The sequence below is a fragment of the Cruoricaptor ignavus genome (assembly GCF_900141665.1).
GTDB classification, from domain to species: Bacteria; Bacteroidota; Bacteroidia; order Flavobacteriales; family Weeksellaceae; genus Cruoricaptor; species Cruoricaptor ignavus.
In genome coordinates, this window is sequence record NZ_FQYI01000001.1 from 189,843 (window position 1) to 207,058 (window position 17,216).

A 17,216-nucleotide genomic window follows, 5' to 3' on the forward strand; every position below is an offset into this window, starting at 1 on the left:
GCTGCAAATATAGACATTTTTTTTAAGTTTTTAAAATTTGAGTATGCTCTATTATAAAACCCTGAAATTAATTATTATCTTGCAGCCTATGGATCGACCGAAGAATTATACCGCCATCACTGCTTCCGCGGGAAGCGGGAAGACCTACGCACTGGTTCAGAGAATCCTGATGATTTGCCTCTCCCAACCCAAAAACGAGCAGGCGATAGGGCGTATATTGGCACTCACCTTTACCAATAAGGCAGCCAACGAGATGAAGGAGCGCATCCTGGGCTGGCTGAAGGGTTTTACTAAAGACAATTATAAGGACAACCGGGACTTAATCAATATACAGGAGGCGCTGGCGGCGCGAGGCATACGGGTGCCCATGGAGGAGCTCCACGCGCGCTCCAGGGCGCTACTGGACTACATCTTGCATCACTACTCCACCCTGAACATCGGCACTATCGATAAATTTAACGCAAGGCTTGTGCGAAGTTTTTCGTACGAACTGGGGCTGCCCAGCCAGTTTAACATTGAAATAAATACCGAGCCATTCCTGGTGCAGGCGGTGGAACGGATGCTGGATGAGATCGGCATAGACGGGCAATTATCGAAAGCCTTCATGGATTTCGTGCATTACAATCTTGATAATGAGAAGCGCGTGAATCTGAACAAAGTTTTGTATGAAGGCGCCAAGGAGTTTGCTAGCGACATCCATTACGAAGATCTGAAAGGCAACGAGGGCTTCGACTGGGCGCGCTACGAGGCATCGAAAGAAAGGCTTCGGAAGGAAATTGCGGAGCACGAGGCATTGGCAATAGAAAACACGGAAAAAGCACTGCAACTAATGGCAAGCCGCAACCTGAGTGTATCTGATTTTGCAAATGGAAAAGATGGCATTGGCGGATTTTTTGTAAAATTCAGGTCCAATGGCTATCCGCTGATGTACGAGACAAAACAAGAAGAAGAGAGCCGAATTAACAAAATTCTCAAAGGTGCCTCCAGTACAAGTAAAAAGCGGGAGAGAGACATCGAAGAGGTATTGGATGAGCTTTTGGAAAGAAGGGAAGCTGTTATTATCAACCATGTTTTATCCCTGAAAAAAAAGCACATCCTAAAGCAGCTGCTGCCACTGAAGGTGAATAAGGAGATCCAGGATCAGCTGAGGATGATAGAGGATGAGAATGATGTGCTGCTACTGTCAAGATTCAATGTGCTCATCGGGGAAAATCTGCGGAATGAGCCCTCGGCATTTATATACGAAAAAGTAGGCACACAGTTCAGCCATTTTTTCATCGATGAATTTCAGGATACTTCGAAGATGCAGTGGCAAAACATGCTGCCGCTAAAGGACAATGCAGTCTCCGAAACTACCAACAGCTTTACGCTCGTGGGCGACCCGAAACAGAGCATCTACAGGTGGCGCGGCGGCGACAGCAGCCTTATGCTGAACATCATCAACGGCAGGGAGGAATCGCCGGTGGAGGTGAGCGTGGAGACGCTGGCAGAGAACTACAGGAGCGCAAAGAACTTGGTGGATTTCAACAATGAACTTTATGAATTCCTTTCTACAAAAAACCTGCAGGCAGACCACTGCGAACTTTTTTCTCTAAAAGCAAGGCAGACACCGCGGAAAGACATCCCGGGCAGAGTGAGGGTCTTCACTACCCCATATTCCCAACCGAAGGCCCCGTACATTGAGGCGGTGACGGACCAGATGCACCGAAGCATCCAGGAATTGGTGGAGAGGGGTTTCAACCTGAAGGACATCACGATCCTCTTCCGGAACAATGAGGATATCCGAAGTTTCTCCATCCTACTCGGTTCCAAAAAAATCGTGAGAAACGGTAATGAGGAATTCATTAAAACCATCTCCGACAAAGGCATCACGCTGAATCTCTCGCTCACGCTGCGCGCGCTGATGGACTTCCTGCGGTGGGAGTGCAGCCCGGAGAATAACCAGCACGCCGTGACTATGCTCTACTGGCTGAATCGACTGGGAAGAATTGATATCAGCGACTTCACTGCGGAGATGCAGGAGATGCTCGCGCTGGGCTCCAGAAATGCTAAGCTGGGCTGGATGCAGGAAAGATTTGGTTTAAAACTGCATCGGGCGGGCAGCACCCCACTGAACCTTTACAACTATATTGAGGGCTATCTGCACGAGTTTTCCGTGGAAGAGAAGGAAACGGATTTCCTTTTGAGTTTCCTGGAAACGCTGTATGGATTCAGCCAGAATTCTGCTGCAACCCTGAAGGATTTTGTGGCCTACTGGGAGGAGGAAGCATCGAAGATCTCCGTACAGGCGAGCGAAAGCATAGAGGCAGTAAAAATGATGACCGTGCACAGCGCAAAGGGGCTGGAATTCCCGGTGGTTTTCCTGCCGGTGAGGCACGCCAATAAGGATTCGAAATTTAGTGAATGGCTGCCGATGGAGGGCTTTGAAGGACTGAAATCTGTAAATATTGAGCAGTTTAAGAAAGAGCTCGCCATTTATGACCGGGAGGTTGAAGAGTTTAATTCTGAAAACAATTATAAAAACCGAATCGACCGTTACTGCGTGCAGTATGTAGCGACTACCCGCCCCGTGGAGCAGCTTTTCCTCTTCCTAGAAAAACCATCCAGCAAATCCGTACCGACGGAGATTTTAGAATTCGCGCAGCAGAAAAACCCGGAGGGCCTCGATGAGTTCGACATTTATCCGGAGGAAGGCGATTCCTACAGCAAGCTGACGGGGAAGGCAGAGGCCAGACCGGAAACGATGCGCATTACCCAGCTTTCCGCGAGGGGGGAGGCGCGCGGCAATATTAAAATCGCAACCCCGTCCAGAAAGTATCAAAACACGAGGGCGGAAGTTAGGAACGGCATCTTCACCCACGAGATTTTATCGCAAATCAATTCAGCGGAGGATGTGGAGCGAATTTTAAGAAAGTACTTACTGAAAGGCGAAATCAGCACGGAGGAGAGGGATGAGATAAGAGCGAGAATTTTAAAAATTATAAATGATGAGAATTTCGGCCAGTATTTCCGCAAAGGCCTGAAAATCATCAACGAAAGAGACATAATGATAAGCAGCGCCGATGGGGCGAAACTCTACCGCCCAGATAGGCTGATAGAGACCGGGGAAGGCATCTTCATCATCGATTTTAAAACTGGTGCGCCGAAAGACTCCCACAGGCTTCAGGTAGAAAATTATAGGAACATCCTGCTGCAGCTCGGCAAAAAAGTTGCCGGTACGGAGCTGATATACATTTAAAAAAGGCAGCTCCAGGAATATCAGGACCTGCCTTTCCAACCATTAAAAAATAAAACTATGAAACTACTTCTGCAGGAACTGCATGGGTATTCTTTGGATTAAAGATTTTCTGAAAAGTTAAATACGAAAAAGAAAATTTTTACAGTTTATTTCTCAAAGCCTTTTCCATCGCCATATTTCGCTACTAGATCAGCGATGATTTTTTCGGTTTCATCGGGAAAATCCACCGAAACCACCTTTCCGTTTTCCACCCAATCTTTCAGTTTTTTCCCGAATTCATCTTCCGACCAAACCACCGGAACACCCAGCTTATCAAGGCCTAAAGCGTTGCACTGCTGCTCATACTGATTTTTCATCGGCACCGCTAACACCTTCTTTTTCAGGAACAAAGCTTCGGCAGGCCCTTCGAAACCACCACCAGTCAGCAAGCCTGTAGAACTTGCCAAGGATTTTAAAAATTTCTCATTATCTAGCGCAAAAATCTTGGCGTTTTTACGGCTGTAATCTTCCTTGGAATGCTTCGAGAAAATATGCCATTTTGAATCCGGCATTTTTTCAGTATGGCTCAAAATAAACTCGTCCGAATAAGCCGGAAGATAAACGGTGTAATGCCCTTCTTCCGAAGTTTTCAAATTACGAATTTCGCTACGAATAACCGGTTTGTTTATAAAATCATCAAAACACTCAAAGTGAAAACCGATATAAGCATCAGACGGCGCATAATAATCTAAAATCAGCTTGCCCCAATGAAATCCTTTGAGCTGCGGTGTTTTTGGCGATTTGTACGCACACTGATGACTTAAGCCCACATTCTTCTTTCCACGAAACTTGCACGCCCAGGAAGTTACAGGCTCAAAGTCATTGATTATCAGGTCGTAATCATTCACCGGAAGCCGTTTCAAATCATACAGAAAACGCAAAAACTGGAATTGCTTAATCGTGGCGAGAAAATCCACGCCGCCATTTTTCCCGAACTTGAAACCCAAACCGTGCAGCCGGTACTTCACCGGCTCTTCCAACCCAATTTCCACGTGGGTTCCGCTCACCACCAAATCCACATCGCCGTGCTTCTTCAAGTGCGGAATAATTTCACGGGCCCTACTGATGTGGCCGTTCCCCGTTCCCTGAATTGCGTACAGTATTTTCATCGATGTAATCTATTGACAATCAATAATTAAACTCTTCCAGAATCTTTCATCCAGTTGTAAATTTTTTCGTTAAAATCAGTTCGGGAATTAAGATTTTCCAAACTGATATGCATTCTGTAGCGCCAGTAATGCGGAAAATTTCCAGGGTCGTTTATTCGTTCATTTTCAAGCTTCGGATTGGCAATTCCAGCATCTGTCGCAAAGAAATCCTGGATCGGGAAAATCGCAAGCATCGCATCGGAATAGATGTGCTGCTTCAAAATCATTTCCGCAAGATACGGCTCTAAATCCACCGGTGCAGTGCCCCACTGATGAAGCTGCTGATTGAAGTAATCCTGCGTAAGACCGCGGTTTTCCTGCCACCATTGCCGCAATGTGGAGCTGTCGTGCGAACTTGTGGTGACCACATTGAGATAGCCCGCAACTTTTGGATTGTAAAACGGCAAATTATCCGGTGCCATCCGTTGAACTTTCAACGCCAAAATCCCCAGCCTGTCCATCACAACAGGAACGCTGTCTGGAACGAAGCCAAGGTCTTCAGCGCAAATTAGCATAGCGGAAGAATCGAGAATTGCCGGCAGCTTTTCCATCGCACTTTTCGCCCAGAGCTCATCCTGCCAATTGAAAAAATAATCTTTGTGAAGATGGTAAAATTCGTGCTTTTCAAAATCGGAAAGGAAGCGGTACGAATTTGTTTTTGCCAAACTAAACTGCGGATGAAACACGGATTTTCCATCACGAATTTCTTCAATTAACAGAACATTTGCAGCCAGCGAAAGCAACTTCTGCTTCAAATCTTCATTTTCATTATTCTCAAAATATTCAGTAATTTTTTGCTGATTATCAAATTCAGGCTTTAAGGAAAACTCACCATTTTCTTTCGCATCCAGAAACTGAGATTTAACAAAATCTTTCTCGTCGCCAAAAAACTCGTCTAAAATTTGCTCGTTAATAAACGGCTTTGCGAAACGCTCATAATTCAGCGGAATATTTCTACGGGAAAGCTCTTCTTCGGTAATTGGAACCGCAGGATAATAGTAGCCCAGCAAAGCCTGAGTGGCTGTGGTTGGAATGCGCCAAATCCTGAAAAATCCCAGGATATGGTCAATTCTCATCGCATCAAAATATTTTTCCAAAGCGGCAAATCTGCTCTTCCACCATTGGTAGCCATCGGCCTTCATCGCTTCCCAATTGTAAGTCGGGAAACCCCAGTTTTGCCCAAGCTCTGTGAAGAAATCAGGCGGTGCACCAGCCTGGAAATCCATACCGTAAAGTTCAGGTTCTTTCCACGCTTCCACGGAAAACCGGTAGATGCCTATTGGCAAATCGCCTTTTAAGGAAATCCCAAAATTATGGGCATATTTTACCGAATCTGATAATTGCTTATGTAGCTGAAACTGCACCCAGCAATGCAGCATCGCCTCCCTGAAATCTTTACTTTTTTCCTGAAAAATTGCAGCAATTTTCCCGGCCACAAATTTCCGGTGCGTTTTCCATTTTGAAAAATCCGGCGTATTATAGCGGTCTCTCAGGATGCAAAACGCAGCGTAAGGCTGCAGCCATACCTCATTACTTTTCAGGAAATTTTTGAAGTTCCTGTCTTTTAAAATCTTGGAATAATTGGCATCAAAAACCGCACGCAAATATTTCCACTTAAGTGCGATAACGGCTTCGTAATTAATTAATTCTAAAGCATTTAGCTCATTTTCATTCTGCAAAAATTCCTCCTGATATTCATCCGGAATTTTAAAATCCAATTCCGAAAAAGAGATGTAAATCGGGTGCAGAGCATAGAGCGAAATCGGTGCGTATGGATAAGAATCCGTCCAAGAAAAATTGGCTGTGGTATCGTTGATTGGCAGCGTTTGAATCATCGTCAAACCAGCATCTTTAGCCCAATCTGCCAGAAGTTTTAAATCCGAAAATTCACCGATGCCAAATCCGTTTTCACTACGCAGGGAAAAAATCGGGATTGCAACGCCGCCAGCATAATAAAGTTGCGATTTTTTGAAACGAAAAAAATGATCCGCACGAATTTGCAGCACGCCGCTTTCCGAATTTGGCTGAAGCATTCTGCTTTCACCAGCTTCAATGTCAAACACTTCGCCGGATACCGAATTCTTCAAACCGTATTTATACTCTATCCATTGATTTTCAGGGAGATACAGCGCTACTTCCCAAACACCCAATGCCGTTTGCTGCATTTCCACAGCCTTCGCTGGATCCCAATTTCCGAGCGCTTCGCTTGCACCCATTATCACAATTTTCCAATCGGGATTGTAGATGGGCGCTTCCAAACGAAACATGTGAGAATGCTTTTTCAGCGGTAAAACTTTCTTGAATTTCGGGTTGCCAAGTGAATTTTCAAGCACCTTGTTCGTCAGATAATTTTCAGGGAAATTCTTCTTATTCCAGAAGTCAAACACCTGAAAATCAGAATAGTTATGAGAAAAATTGAGATGATGTAAGGTCAATTCTTCGTCAAGAATTTCGCCAGAATCATTCATCAGCTGATATTTGTAAGCGATGTTTTTTGAGAAATAATCGATGGAAACCGTCCACTGAGAATCACTTTCGTAACTCATTGGAAACGAACGGATTTCCGCATCATTTTCAACAATGGCAAGGCAAAGATTCTGGCCAGGCTTGGTAAAATAATTGATATGAAAAGTTATGCGCATTTGAAAATTTTTATCGGGATAATTTTAAGTTTAAATATTGATAATCAGCGAATTAAAAAGGTAGTTCCATCTCTGCCGTCTTTTAGTTCGATACCTTCTTCAAGAAGTTTGTCGCGAATCTGATCGGAAAGTTCAAAATTCTTGGCTTTCCTTGCCTGATTTCTGATGTCAATTAAAATCTGCATCGCCTGATCCAGCTTTCCGCTGTCGCCCTGCTGAATATTTTGTAAGCCCAAAACATCATAAACGAAGCCATTCATCAGCTTTGTAAGCTCCTGTAAATCAGCAAATAAAATCGTTTCTTTACCATCCCTGATTTTGAAAATCCAGTTTACCGCTTCAAACAAGTGGGAAATCAAAATCGGCGAATTGAAATCGTCGGTCAGTGCATCGTAGCAATCATTTTTCCATCGGGAAATATCAATGGTAGATTTTTCGTTAGTTGGCAGATTTTCAATTAGTTGCAGGGCTTCCATCAGTCTTTCGAAACCTTTTTCGCTGGCAATTAATGCTTCGTTCGAAAGATCCACCACACTTCTGTAGTGCGCCTGCATAAAGAAAAACCGAACAACACTCGGATGAAAACCTTTCTCAAAAAAATCATTATCACCGGAAATCAGCTGCATCGGCAGAATCGTATTCCCGGTGGATTTGCTCATTTTTTGTCCGTTCAGCGTCAGCATATTGGCGTGCATCCAGTAGTTTACAGGCTCGTTTCCAAAGCAGCCTTTGCCCTGCGCAATTTCGCATTCGTGGTGCGGAAATTTCAGGTCCATTCCGCCGCCGTGAATGTCGAATTTTTCACCTAAGTATTTGGTACTCATTGCAGTACATTCCAAATGCCAGCCAGGAAAGCCCATTCCCCAAGGTGAAGGCCACTTCATAATATGCTCCGACGAAGCTTTTTTCCAGAGCGCAAAATCCTGCGGATTTTTCTTCTCATTCTGCCCATCCAAATCACGGGTATTGGCAAAAAGCTCGTCGATATTCCGCTTGGAAAGCTCGCCGTAATTCAGACCTTTGGCATCGTATTCTCGAACATCAAAATATACCGAGTCATCACTTTCATAAGCTAAACCTTTGTCTATCAATACTTTAACAAGCTCAATCTGCTCAATGATATGTCCGGTAGCTGTCGGCTCGATATTCGGCGGAAGATTGTTGAACATCTTCAGAACATTGTGGAAATCCACCGTATATTTCTGCACGATTTCCATCGGTTCCAGCTTTTCCAGCCTGGATTGTTTCACGAAGCGGTCGTTATTCACATCGCCATCATCCGTCAAATGCCCAGCGTCCGTAATGTTCCGTACATAGCGCACCTTGTAGCCCAGGTGCATCAGCGCACGGTAAATGAAATCGAACGACATAAAGGTGCGCACATTGCCCATATGCACATTGCTGTAAACCGTAGGGCCGCAAACATACATTCCGACGCGGTTTTCGTGGATGGGTTTGAAAATTTCCTTTTCGCCGGAAAGTGAATTGTATATTTTTAGGTTCAATTTTTTTGGTTTAAAGGTTAAGGTTGAAGTTTAAGGCTGAGGTTAAGGTTGAGTGGTTGAATTTTAAAATTAGCTAATCTTCAAATTAGCAAATTCTCAAATTAACGAACCGATATTCACATAATGCAGAAATTCCTGCCGTGTAATCGGGTTGGTGCGGAAAATCCCGCTGAGTTCCGCCGTGATGGTGGAGCTTGCGGTGTCCTTTATTCCGCGGCAGTTTACGCAGAGGTGTTTCGCTTCTATGATGCACGCCACATCCTTCGTACCGAGCGCTTCCTTCATCGCATCCACAACCTGCATCGTAAGCCTTTCCTGAACCTGCGGCCTTCTTGCATAATAATCCACAATTCTGTTGATTTTCGAGAGGCCTATAACTTCGCCGTTAGAAATGTAGGCCACATGGGCTTTCCCGATGATTGGCAGGAAATGATGCTCGCAGAAGGAGTACACCGAAATATCTTTCTCTACCAGCATTTGGCGGTACTTATATTTATTGCTGAAGGTGGAGATTTTCGGCTTATTTTCCGGTAGCAGCCCGCCGAAGATTTCGTGCACATACATTTTTGCAACGCGTTTCGGCGAATCTTTCAGGGAATCATCCGCCATATCCAGCCCAAGCGTATGCATTATTTCCGCAAAATGCCGCTCAATTCTCTCCATCTTCTCTTCCGGCGAAATCGCAAAGGCGTCCTCGCGCAAAGGCGTATGCTCTTTCCCGGTGAAAATATCGTCGTCGTTCTCAGCAAAATCCATAGGCTGTGCTTTAGCGCAAAAATAGCAATAATCTGCAAGACGAGGGCTGCGCGATTTTTTTCAAAAAAGATTGGCGTAATGATAATATTCATATATTTGCAGTCGATAAAACCTAAAAAATAAAAAAATGTCAGACATCGCAGAAAGAGTAAAGGCCATCATCGCTGATAAGCTTGATGTAGAACAATCCGAAATTACGCCTGAGGCAAGCTTCCAGAATGACCTTGGCGCAGATTCCCTTGACACTGTGGAATTGATTATGGAATTCGAAAAGGAATTCAACATCCAAATCCCAGATGACCAGGCGGAAAAAATTACTACCGTAGGCCACGCTATCGCATATGTGGAAGAAGTAGCCGGCAAGTAATTTTAAAAAACATTAATTTATTTTATGGAATTGAGAAGAGTAGTCGTAACCGGATTTGGCGCTATCACACCAATTGGCAATAATGCCCAGGAATACTGGGACAGCCTCATCAAAGGTGTAAGCGGTGCGGCGCCGATTACTCTTTTCGATGCCACAAATTTCAAGACGAGATTTGCCTGCGAAGTAAAAGGCTTCGATCCTTTGAATCATTTTGATAAAAAGGAAGCGAAGAAGATGGACCGCAACACGCAGCTTGGTATGGTAGCGGCAAAGGAAGCCGTAGAGCACGCCAGGCTGAACGACGGCAGCGTAGATAAAAACCGCATCGGCGTGATTTGGGGCTCAGGAATCGGTGGCCTTGATACTTTCGAATCGGAAGTTGTCAACTGGGCAAATTCCGAAATTCCGCGCTTCAATCCGTTCTTTATTCCAAAGATGATTGCGGACATCACTGCTGGCCAAATCTCTATTGAATACGGCTTTCACGGTCCGAACTATGCCACGGTTTCTGCCTGCGCTTCCGCTGCCAACGCTCTGATTGATGCCAAGATGCTACTGCAGCTCGGCAAGGCGGATGTGATTGTTTGCGGCGGTTCGGAAGCTGCCGTTACGGCAAGCGGTGTAGGCGGCTTCAATGCTTTGATGGCGCTTTCCACAAGGAACGACAGCCCGGAAACTGCATCCCGCCCCTTCGATAAAGACAGGGACGGTTTTGTGCTTGGTGAAGGTGCAGGCTGCATTATCCTGGAAGAATATGAGCACGCTAAAAAGCGCGGCGCCACAATCTATGCCGAACTGAAAGGCGGCGGGCTAAGCGCTGATGCACACCATATGACGGCACCGCATCCTGAAGGACTTGGCGCTTTCCTCGTAATGAAAAACTGCTTGGAAGATGCAGGAATTTCGCCGGAAGAAGTGGACCATATCAATATGCACGGCACTTCCACGCCGCTTGGCGATTTGGCGGAATCCAACGCTATCGCAAGGCTTTTCGGTGAGCACGCTTACAATATTCAGATTAATTCCACAAAATCGATGACCGGGCATTTGCTTGGTGCTGCCGGCGTTATCGAAGCTATTGCCACCATTGGCAGCATTCTGCACGGCATCGTTCCGCCAACCATCAATCATTTCACCGATGATGAGAAGATTGATGCTAAGCTGGATTTTACCTTCAACAAAGCGGTAGAGCGCGAAGTAAATGTGGCAATGAGCAACACCTTTGGTTTTGGCGGCCACAATGCCTGCGTACTTTTCTCAAAAATCTAGGCGCGAATGAAGTTGCAGAAATTCTTCATAAAATTTCTGAGCAATAACAAGAATACCTTCCGTACAGAGGAAGATTTAATATTTCGCCGGAAAATCTCGCAAATAGTTGGTTGCGAAATAGTTAACTCACACATCTACAAGGAAGCCTTTACGCTTAAAGAGCCCGGCGTAAAAAATTCCCCGAGCTACGAGCGCCTCGAGTTTCTGGGGGATGCTATTTTAGGCTCCATTATTTCTTGCTACCTTTTCAATGCATATCCCGGAAAACGGGAGGGCTTCCTTACTCAGATGAAATCGAAAATCGTAAGCCGGAACAACCTCAACAAAATCGGCGAAGAACTTGGCCTTCCCGACCTGGCGGAGCAGAAAGCAGGCGTAAGCGCTGGGGGCAATCTCGCGGGAAATCTTTTCGAGGCACTCATAGGCGCTATTTATCTGGATCTTGGCTACGAAGTCTGCGAAAAAACAGTTCTCGGAAGGCTGCTGACACCGCAGGAAATTGCCAAGCTGGAGAATAAGATAATGAGCTACAAAAGCTTGCTGCTGGAGTGGGCTCAAAAAAACAAGCTGGAGCTGACCTACGAAACCACGGAGGAACATCTTCCTAATAAAATCCTTAATTTTAAATCGGTAATAAGGATAGGCTCGGAGAAAATCTCAAACGCATCCGACAGTTCCAAGAAGAAGGCCGAAGAAAAGGCTGCGCAGAGAGCATTCTACTCATTAAACAAAAAAGAAAACATCCTTGAAAAATCAACAATTCCTATTGGATGATGATGCCGCCGAGGGCATTTCGGTGGGGCTGCTTCGGCTCTCGAAACAGCTTCCGCCTCACGAGTTTTTTTATCATTTCAACTGTGCCAACCGCCAGATTTACCTGAAGAGAATCAAGGATTTAAAAAATATAGGGAGGGACTACTCGTCATCCCATCTCCGTATGGAGGGCTATCATAGAGAGCTGCGCTGCCAAGTGCAATTTATTGAGAACCGGGCGTCGGAATCGCAGGTTTTTGAACACCAGGGAAACCTTTTCTCAGACGGGGCGGATGTTAATTTTTTGTTACCAATGCACCCCGATGTAGATTTTGTGGTGCGTACCACAGACAATCTTGATGATTTTTCATTAATTTTACTGCCGGAAGGCCTCACATTTTCAATACAAAACTTTCAAATTGACGCCGGGAGCCTTTCAGATTTAATACAATTTTATGACTAACAAGGACTTAAAGAAAACCAAGATCATCGCTACCATGGGGCCGGCAACGGGAACCAAAGAAATCCTTATCGAGATGATCCGGGCGGGGGTGGATGTTTTCAGGATAAATTTCTCTCACGCTGATTATGAAATTGTAAAAAACAATGTAAAAATGATCCGCGAGATCAATGAGGAGCTCGGCACTTCCGTGAGCATCCTTGGCGACTTGCAGGGCCCGAAACTCCGCGTGGGCGTGGTAAAGGAGGGATCTTACCTCAACCCAGGGGATGTACTTACCTTCACCAACGAGGAGGTAGAGGGCGATTCTACGAAGGTATATATGACCTACCAGCAGTTCCCGAAGGATGTAAAGGTGGGCGAAAGAATCCTCATCGATGATGGCAAGCTGGTGCTCGTGGTGCTTGAAACCAACGGAATCGATACCGTACGGGCTAAGACGATCCAGGGCGGGCCGCTGAGCTCCAAAAAAGGCGTAAACCTGCCCAACACGAATGTATCGCTGCCGGCACTTACCGAGAAGGACATCCGCGATGCGAAATTCATCCTTGAGCTAGGCCTGGACTGGATTGCGCTGTCCTTCGTCCGCCACGCGCAGGACATCCGCGACCTGAAGGAGCTTATAAAAGAGCACGGCGAAGGTTTTAAAACGCCAATCATCGCGAAGATAGAAAAGCCGGAAGGCGTGAAGAATATTGACGAAATCCTTCAGCAATGCGACGGCATCATGGTTGCGCGGGGCGACCTGGGTGTGGAGGTGCCGATGGAGGAAGTACCGGCAATTCAGAAGAATCTGGTGCAAAAAGCGCGCGCTTATTCCAAACCGGTAATCATCGCCACACAGATGATGGAATCGATGATCAGCAGCCTTACTCCGACGCGTGCCGAAGCGAACGATGTGGCGAATTCCGTGCTGGACGGCGCTGACGCGGTGATGCTCTCCGGCGAAACTTCCGTGGGGAAATATCCTGTCCAGGTGGTGCAGAATATGGCTAAGATTGTAAAAAACATTGAAACCACGGAATTCTACCATCGCTACAACCCGATCGTAGATAAGCAGTTCCAAAGCGAGGCAGTGAGATTTATCACCGACAGGATCAGCCTTGCAGCGGTGAGGATTGCGCGTACGACCGATGTTCAGGCGATCATCACCCTTACCAATTCAGGCTATACGGCATTCCAGATTTCCGCACACCGGCCGAACGCGCATATCATCGTATTCAGCTCCAGCCGACGGGTAATTACGATGCTCAACTTGTTGTGGGGCGTCCGGGCATATTATTACGACGGCAACGAGAGCACCGACGAGACCGTGGTGCAGGTAAACAGGCTGGCAGCCGATCTCGGCTATGTAAACGAGGGCGATCTCGTGGTAAACTTGAACGCCACCCCTGCAAATGCAAACGGGAAAACCAACACCCTGCGCCTTACCACCATTTAAATTTTCGGCAAAAGCTGGTGTTACTCAACCGCGAAGTTTCTACTCCACGGTTATTTGTTTGGTTAATGACCGACAATCGTTTTCGCATGGACGAACTCGCGGAGTGCCAGATGAGAAAGCTCCGTACCGAAGCCGGAGTTCTTTATGCCCCCGAAGGGCAGCCGCGGATCCGAGCTGGACATTTTATTAATGGAAACCATACCGCATTCCAGGTTTTCCGTAAAATAATTTGATAACTTCTCGTCACGCGTCCATACGGATGCCGAGAGCCCGTACGGAACATCATTAGCAATTTCCAAAGCTTCCGCAGCATTTTCTGCGAAAAGTATAAATCCCAGCGGGCCAAAAACCTCCTCTTTTAAAACAGGATTGTCCGGCAAAACTTTCAGCAGTCCCGGCTCGAAGGCAATATCTGAAACACGATTCAGCGGGAGGAGGATTTCCGCGCCAGCCTCCACTGCGCGCCGGTACTGCGCCTCCAGGTCATCGCCAAACTCCGCTTTTGCAAGCCCACTGAGCAATGTTTCAGCTTTAAATTTATCCCCCGGCTGAAACTTTTTAAACTCTTCCACAAGCATCGGGACGAAATCTTCAGCTATATTTTCCTGGACGATGAAACGCTTGCCGGCATTGCACGCCTGACCGCAATTTTGCAGCCTTGCTCTTGCACCTTCCTCTGCCGCCCGCCGCAAATCTGCATCCTGCATTACGATAAAGGCATCGCTGCCGCCCAGCTCTAGCACAGATTTTTTGATGTGTATTGCCGCGGTGGAAGCCACCTGCGCCCCCGCTTTTTCGCTGCCAGTAAGGCTCACCGCACGCACTGCCGGGTGTGCCAGAAGCTCCTCAACCTCCTTATGGCCAATCTCCAAATTCTGGAAAACTCCCGCCGGGAAGCCGGCCTCTTCCATCGCGCTTTCAATAGCCTTGCCGCTGCCAAAACAAATGGAAGCGTGCTTCATCACCGCTACATTCCCGGCGAGGATAGCAGGAATGATGAACCTTAGAGCCTGCCAGAACGGGAAATTCCAAGGCATTACCCCTAATATAATGCCCAGCGGTTCGTAGCGGATTTCAGAGATTCTAAATTCAGTTTCTACTTTTTCAGCAGCATTATAATTATCGATTTCGGAATAATACCGCGCCATTTTTATACATTTTTCAATTTCTGAAACCGATTCGGAAATGGGCTTATTCATCTCTGTGGTGATGAGCCTTGAAAATTCATCTTTGTATCTTTCCAAAACTTCTGCAAACCGAGGGAGGTAGCTTTGCCGCTGATCAAAACTTAGACTTCTCCATTCCTGAAACTGCTGCTCGGCAATGCTGATTTTATTTTTTAAATCTTCTTTCATCCTAAAAAATTTTTCATCCTAAAGCAAAAACCGCGCAATTTTAACTTCAGAATTCAACTTAGAGTTTGCCAGAGTAAAACGAGGTTGAGAAGGATAATCATTGCCGTGATGGTAATCGCCACCGCCTGCTTCCTGCCGGAATTGCGGAAGGTACCCATTATTTTGCTGCTTCCTGTAAACTGCACGAGGGGTACCACGGCAAAACTTAGCTGCATAGAGAGAATCACCTGGCTGAGAATCAGGAGCTCATTGGTGCCGCTCTCGCCGTAGAGGATTGCGACGATAAGTGCGGGGACTATCGCTATGAGCCGCGTGATAAGCCTCCTGGCCCAGGGCTTTAGCCGGATATGCACGAAGCCCTCCATCACAATCTGCCCGGCCAGCGTGCCGGTGAGCGTGCTGTTCAGCCCGGAAGCAAGCAGCGCTATTCCGAAAATTTTCGGCGCCCACTGGGAATTAAGGATGTTTCCGAGCATCTTGTACGCTTCCTGAATTTCTGCAACCCCGGTGTAGCCGCCGGTGTGGAAGGTGGAGGCGGCTACAATCAGTATAGCGGAATTGATGAAAAACGCCAGCAGTAGAGCTATATTGCTGCCCCAGGTCGCAGCCTGGATTGCAGATTTTTTCCCATCCATCGTTCTCCGATAATTTTTATGATACACGATATGGCTGTGCAGGTAGAGGTTGTGGGGCATCACCGTGGCACCAAGAATGCCGATGCCAATGTAGAGCATCTCGCGGTTTTTGTAGATCTGCGAGGTTGGCACAAAACCATTTGCCACTTCTCCAAGATCCGGTTTTGAAAGAATAAGTTCATACCCAAAGCAAGCCAGCACGACGAACATAAGTGCTGCCACAATGATCTCCAGCGGGCGGAAGCCTTTGCGTTGTAGCAATAGAATCAGCAGCACATCGATACCGGTAATCACGATGCCCCAGACCAATGGAATTCCGAAAAGAAGGTTCAGGGCGATTGCCGTGCCGATAACTTCCGCTAGGTCGCACGCTGCGATGGCTATTTCACAGAGAATCCAGAGTATAAAATTGACTGGTTTAGAATAATTTGCGCGGCAGGATTGCGCCAAATCCATCCCGGTAGCTATACCTAATTTGATGCAAAGATGCTGGAGGAACATAGCGAATACATTCGATAGCAAGATCACGGACAGCAGCGCATAGCCGAACCTTGCCCCGCCTTCTATATCCGTAGCCCAGTTGCCGGGATCCATATAGCCCACAGCCACCATAAGCCCGGGCGCGGTGAACATCAGCACGCTTCTGAGCTTATGATAAAATGTCTGACTTTCGAGCATTATGCATTAAACTGCTAAAAACCATTCGTTTATAAGGCTTGCTGCCAGGCGCGCGGTACGGCCGTCGATATCGTATTCTGGATTTACCTCCGCCACATCCATTGCTACCATTTTTCCGGATTTTAAAATATGGCGGAAAAAATGCATAAAGGCTGCATCCACGAAAATACCGTTGTACGCCAGCGCAGACACCCCGGGCGCGATACCGGCATTGAAGACATCCATACAGAGGGTGAGGTACAGGCAGTCTACACCTGCCAGAAATTCATCAATTTTTCTATAAATATTCGGGAGATTTTCAAAAAACAACTCATCTGCAAGGATGTAATTCATGCCAAAATTGTGCGCCGTATCGAAAAGCTTCAGAGTGTTGGAATTGCGCTGTATGCCGATATGCAGCGAGTGCATCCGCCCCTGCTGCGCAATCTGCCAGAAGCCCGTGCCGGAGCTTGCTCCCACGCCGGGTTCCGGCTCGCGGTTATCGAAATGCGCATCTATGTTAACGATACCCACCCTCTCCTCCGGGAATGCCGACTTTATGCCGGAATAATGCGCAAAAGCAATCTCGTGACCCCCGCCGAAACCCACAGACCGCGCACCCTGCGAAAGCACCCGCCGTACGCAGGCCGCAAAATTCGCCTGCGCCTCTTCCAGATTACGGTTTTCGCAGCGGATATTTCCAAAATCTGCCAGCAGGAAATCAGGGGACACCACCGGGAAGTTTGCCGCCGCACTTCGGATCCTGTCCGGCGCGGATGCCGCCCCTACCCTGCCCTTGTTTCTGCGGACACCTTCGTCCACAGCGAAACCGTGCAGAGCAAACTGCCCCGGTTGCAGGTTTTCATAATTCAAATCCGTGCGCACCCGCTGGAAAACCCTTTGGTGCAGCGCATCTTCGCCGTCATTTCTGCCTGTCCAAATCATCTTTGG

13 protein-coding genes are annotated in these 17,216 nt (G+C 46.9%); 6 read left to right on the forward strand and 7 right to left on the reverse strand.

What is annotated here, in order from left to right; genetic code table 11:
* The first annotated feature begins 43 nt into the window (after positions 1–43).
* Positions 44–3,238 carry a UvrD-helicase domain-containing protein gene (locus tag BUB43_RS00945; RefSeq protein ID WP_083541106.1) on the forward strand — a complete coding sequence of 1,065 codons (3,195 nt, stop codon included), beginning with the start codon at positions 44–46 and terminating at the stop codon, positions 3,236–3,238.
* Between the two features lie 146 nt (positions 3,239–3,384).
* Here BUB43_RS00945 and BUB43_RS00950 read toward each other — a convergent pair whose 3' ends face one another.
* The 4 genes from BUB43_RS00950 to folE form a co-directional block, all read right to left on the reverse strand.
* A complete protein-coding gene (locus BUB43_RS00950; RefSeq protein WP_073177456.1) occupies positions 3,385–4,386 on the reverse strand; it encodes a glycosyltransferase family protein in 1,002 nt (333 codons plus the stop codon).
* Between the two features lie 26 nt (positions 4,387–4,412).
* Positions 4,413–7,067, reverse strand: coding sequence for a 4-alpha-glucanotransferase (locus BUB43_RS00955; RefSeq protein WP_073177458.1), 2,655 nt, complete (start codon positions 7,065–7,067; stop codon positions 4,413–4,415).
* A gap of 44 nt (positions 7,068–7,111) precedes the next feature.
* Positions 7,112–8,572, reverse strand: a complete 1,461-nt coding sequence (cysS, locus tag BUB43_RS00960; RefSeq protein ID WP_073177461.1) for a cysteine--tRNA ligase — start codon at positions 8,570–8,572, stop codon at positions 7,112–7,114.
* Positions 8,573–8,668: 96 nt separating this feature from the next.
* Positions 8,669–9,328, reverse strand: coding sequence for a GTP cyclohydrolase I FolE (gene folE, locus BUB43_RS00965; protein ID WP_073177464.1), 660 nt, complete (start codon positions 9,326–9,328; stop codon positions 8,669–8,671).
* 127 nt (positions 9,329–9,455) lie between these two features.
* Here folE and BUB43_RS00970 point away from each other — a divergent pair, with 127 nt between their 5' ends.
* Genes BUB43_RS00970 through pyk form a run of 5 tightly spaced genes read left to right on the forward strand, consistent with a single transcriptional unit; the run spans position 9,456 to position 13,618 of the window.
* A complete protein-coding gene (locus BUB43_RS00970) occupies positions 9,456–9,695 on the forward strand; it encodes an acyl carrier protein (RefSeq protein WP_073177467.1) in 240 nt (79 codons plus the stop codon).
* Between the two features lie 24 nt (positions 9,696–9,719).
* Complete coding sequence (gene fabF / locus BUB43_RS00975; protein ID WP_073177469.1) at positions 9,720–10,964, forward strand: beta-ketoacyl-ACP synthase II; 1,245 nt, start codon at positions 9,720–9,722, stop codon at positions 10,962–10,964.
* A 6-nt stretch (positions 10,965–10,970) separates the two neighbouring features.
* On the forward strand, positions 10,971–11,738 hold the full coding sequence (locus BUB43_RS00980) for a ribonuclease III family protein (protein ID WP_073177471.1): 768 nt from the start codon (positions 10,971–10,973) through the stop codon (positions 11,736–11,738).
* Positions 11,710–12,180 (forward strand): IPExxxVDY family protein, encoded by a 471-nt coding sequence (locus BUB43_RS00985; protein ID WP_073177474.1) that lies wholly within the window; start codon positions 11,710–11,712, stop codon positions 12,178–12,180. Before BUB43_RS00980 ends, BUB43_RS00985 begins: the two co-directional genes overlap by 29 nt.
* Positions 12,173–13,618, forward strand: coding sequence for a pyruvate kinase (gene pyk / locus BUB43_RS00990; RefSeq protein ID WP_073177477.1), 1,446 nt, complete (start codon positions 12,173–12,175; stop codon positions 13,616–13,618). The genes BUB43_RS00985 and pyk overlap by 8 nt, the downstream gene beginning before the upstream one ends.
* Before the next feature lie 62 nt (positions 13,619–13,680).
* Here the strand turns inward: pyk and BUB43_RS00995 are convergent, their stop codons facing one another.
* The 3 genes from BUB43_RS00995 to hutG are packed head-to-tail and all read right to left on the reverse strand — an operon-like array spanning position 13,681 to position 17,210.
* Complete coding sequence (locus tag BUB43_RS00995; RefSeq protein WP_073177480.1) at positions 13,681–14,973, reverse strand: aldehyde dehydrogenase family protein; 1,293 nt, start codon at positions 14,971–14,973, stop codon at positions 13,681–13,683.
* Between the two features lie 53 nt (positions 14,974–15,026).
* A complete protein-coding gene (locus BUB43_RS11330; RefSeq protein WP_073177483.1) occupies positions 15,027–16,286 on the reverse strand; it encodes an Nramp family divalent metal transporter in 1,260 nt (419 codons plus the stop codon).
* A 6-nt stretch (positions 16,287–16,292) separates the two neighbouring features.
* A complete protein-coding gene (hutG, locus tag BUB43_RS11335; protein ID WP_073177486.1) occupies positions 16,293–17,210 on the reverse strand; it encodes a formimidoylglutamase in 918 nt (305 codons plus the stop codon).
* Between the last annotated feature and the right edge of the window lie 6 nt (positions 17,211–17,216).

Excerpts from the sequence above, each read along its gene's own strand:
- BUB43_RS00955 (WP_073177458.1), bottom strand. The coding sequence starts at position 7,067 with ATGCGCATAACTTTTCATATCAATTATTTTACCAAGCCTGGCCAGAAT.
- BUB43_RS00950 (WP_073177456.1), bottom strand. The coding sequence starts at position 4,386 with ATGAAAATACTGTACGCAATTCAGGGAACGGGGAACGGCCACATCAGT.
- BUB43_RS00970 (WP_073177467.1), top strand. The coding sequence starts at position 9,456 with ATGTCAGACATCGCAGAAAGAGTAAAGGCCATCATCGCTGATAAGCTT.
- pyk (WP_073177477.1), top strand. The coding sequence starts at position 12,173 with ATGACTAACAAGGACTTAAAGAAAACCAAGATCATCGCTACCATGGGG.
- BUB43_RS00980 (WP_073177471.1), top strand. The coding sequence starts at position 10,971 with ATGAAGTTGCAGAAATTCTTCATAAAATTTCTGAGCAATAACAAGAAT.
- BUB43_RS00995 (WP_073177480.1), bottom strand. The coding sequence starts at position 14,973 with ATGAAAGAAGATTTAAAAAATAAAATCAGCATTGCCGAGCAGCAGTTT.
- BUB43_RS00945 (WP_083541106.1), top strand. The coding sequence starts at position 44 with ATGCTCTATTATAAAACCCTGAAATTAATTATTATCTTGCAGCCTATG.
- fabF (WP_073177469.1), top strand. The coding sequence starts at position 9,720 with ATGGAATTGAGAAGAGTAGTCGTAACCGGATTTGGCGCTATCACACCA.
- BUB43_RS11330 (WP_073177483.1), bottom strand. The coding sequence starts at position 16,286 with ATGCTCGAAAGTCAGACATTTTATCATAAGCTCAGAAGCGTGCTGATG.
- folE (WP_073177464.1), bottom strand. The coding sequence starts at position 9,328 with ATGGATTTTGCTGAGAACGACGACGATATTTTCACCGGGAAAGAGCAT.
- hutG (WP_073177486.1), bottom strand. The coding sequence starts at position 17,210 with ATGATTTGGACAGGCAGAAATGACGGCGAAGATGCGCTGCACCAAAGG.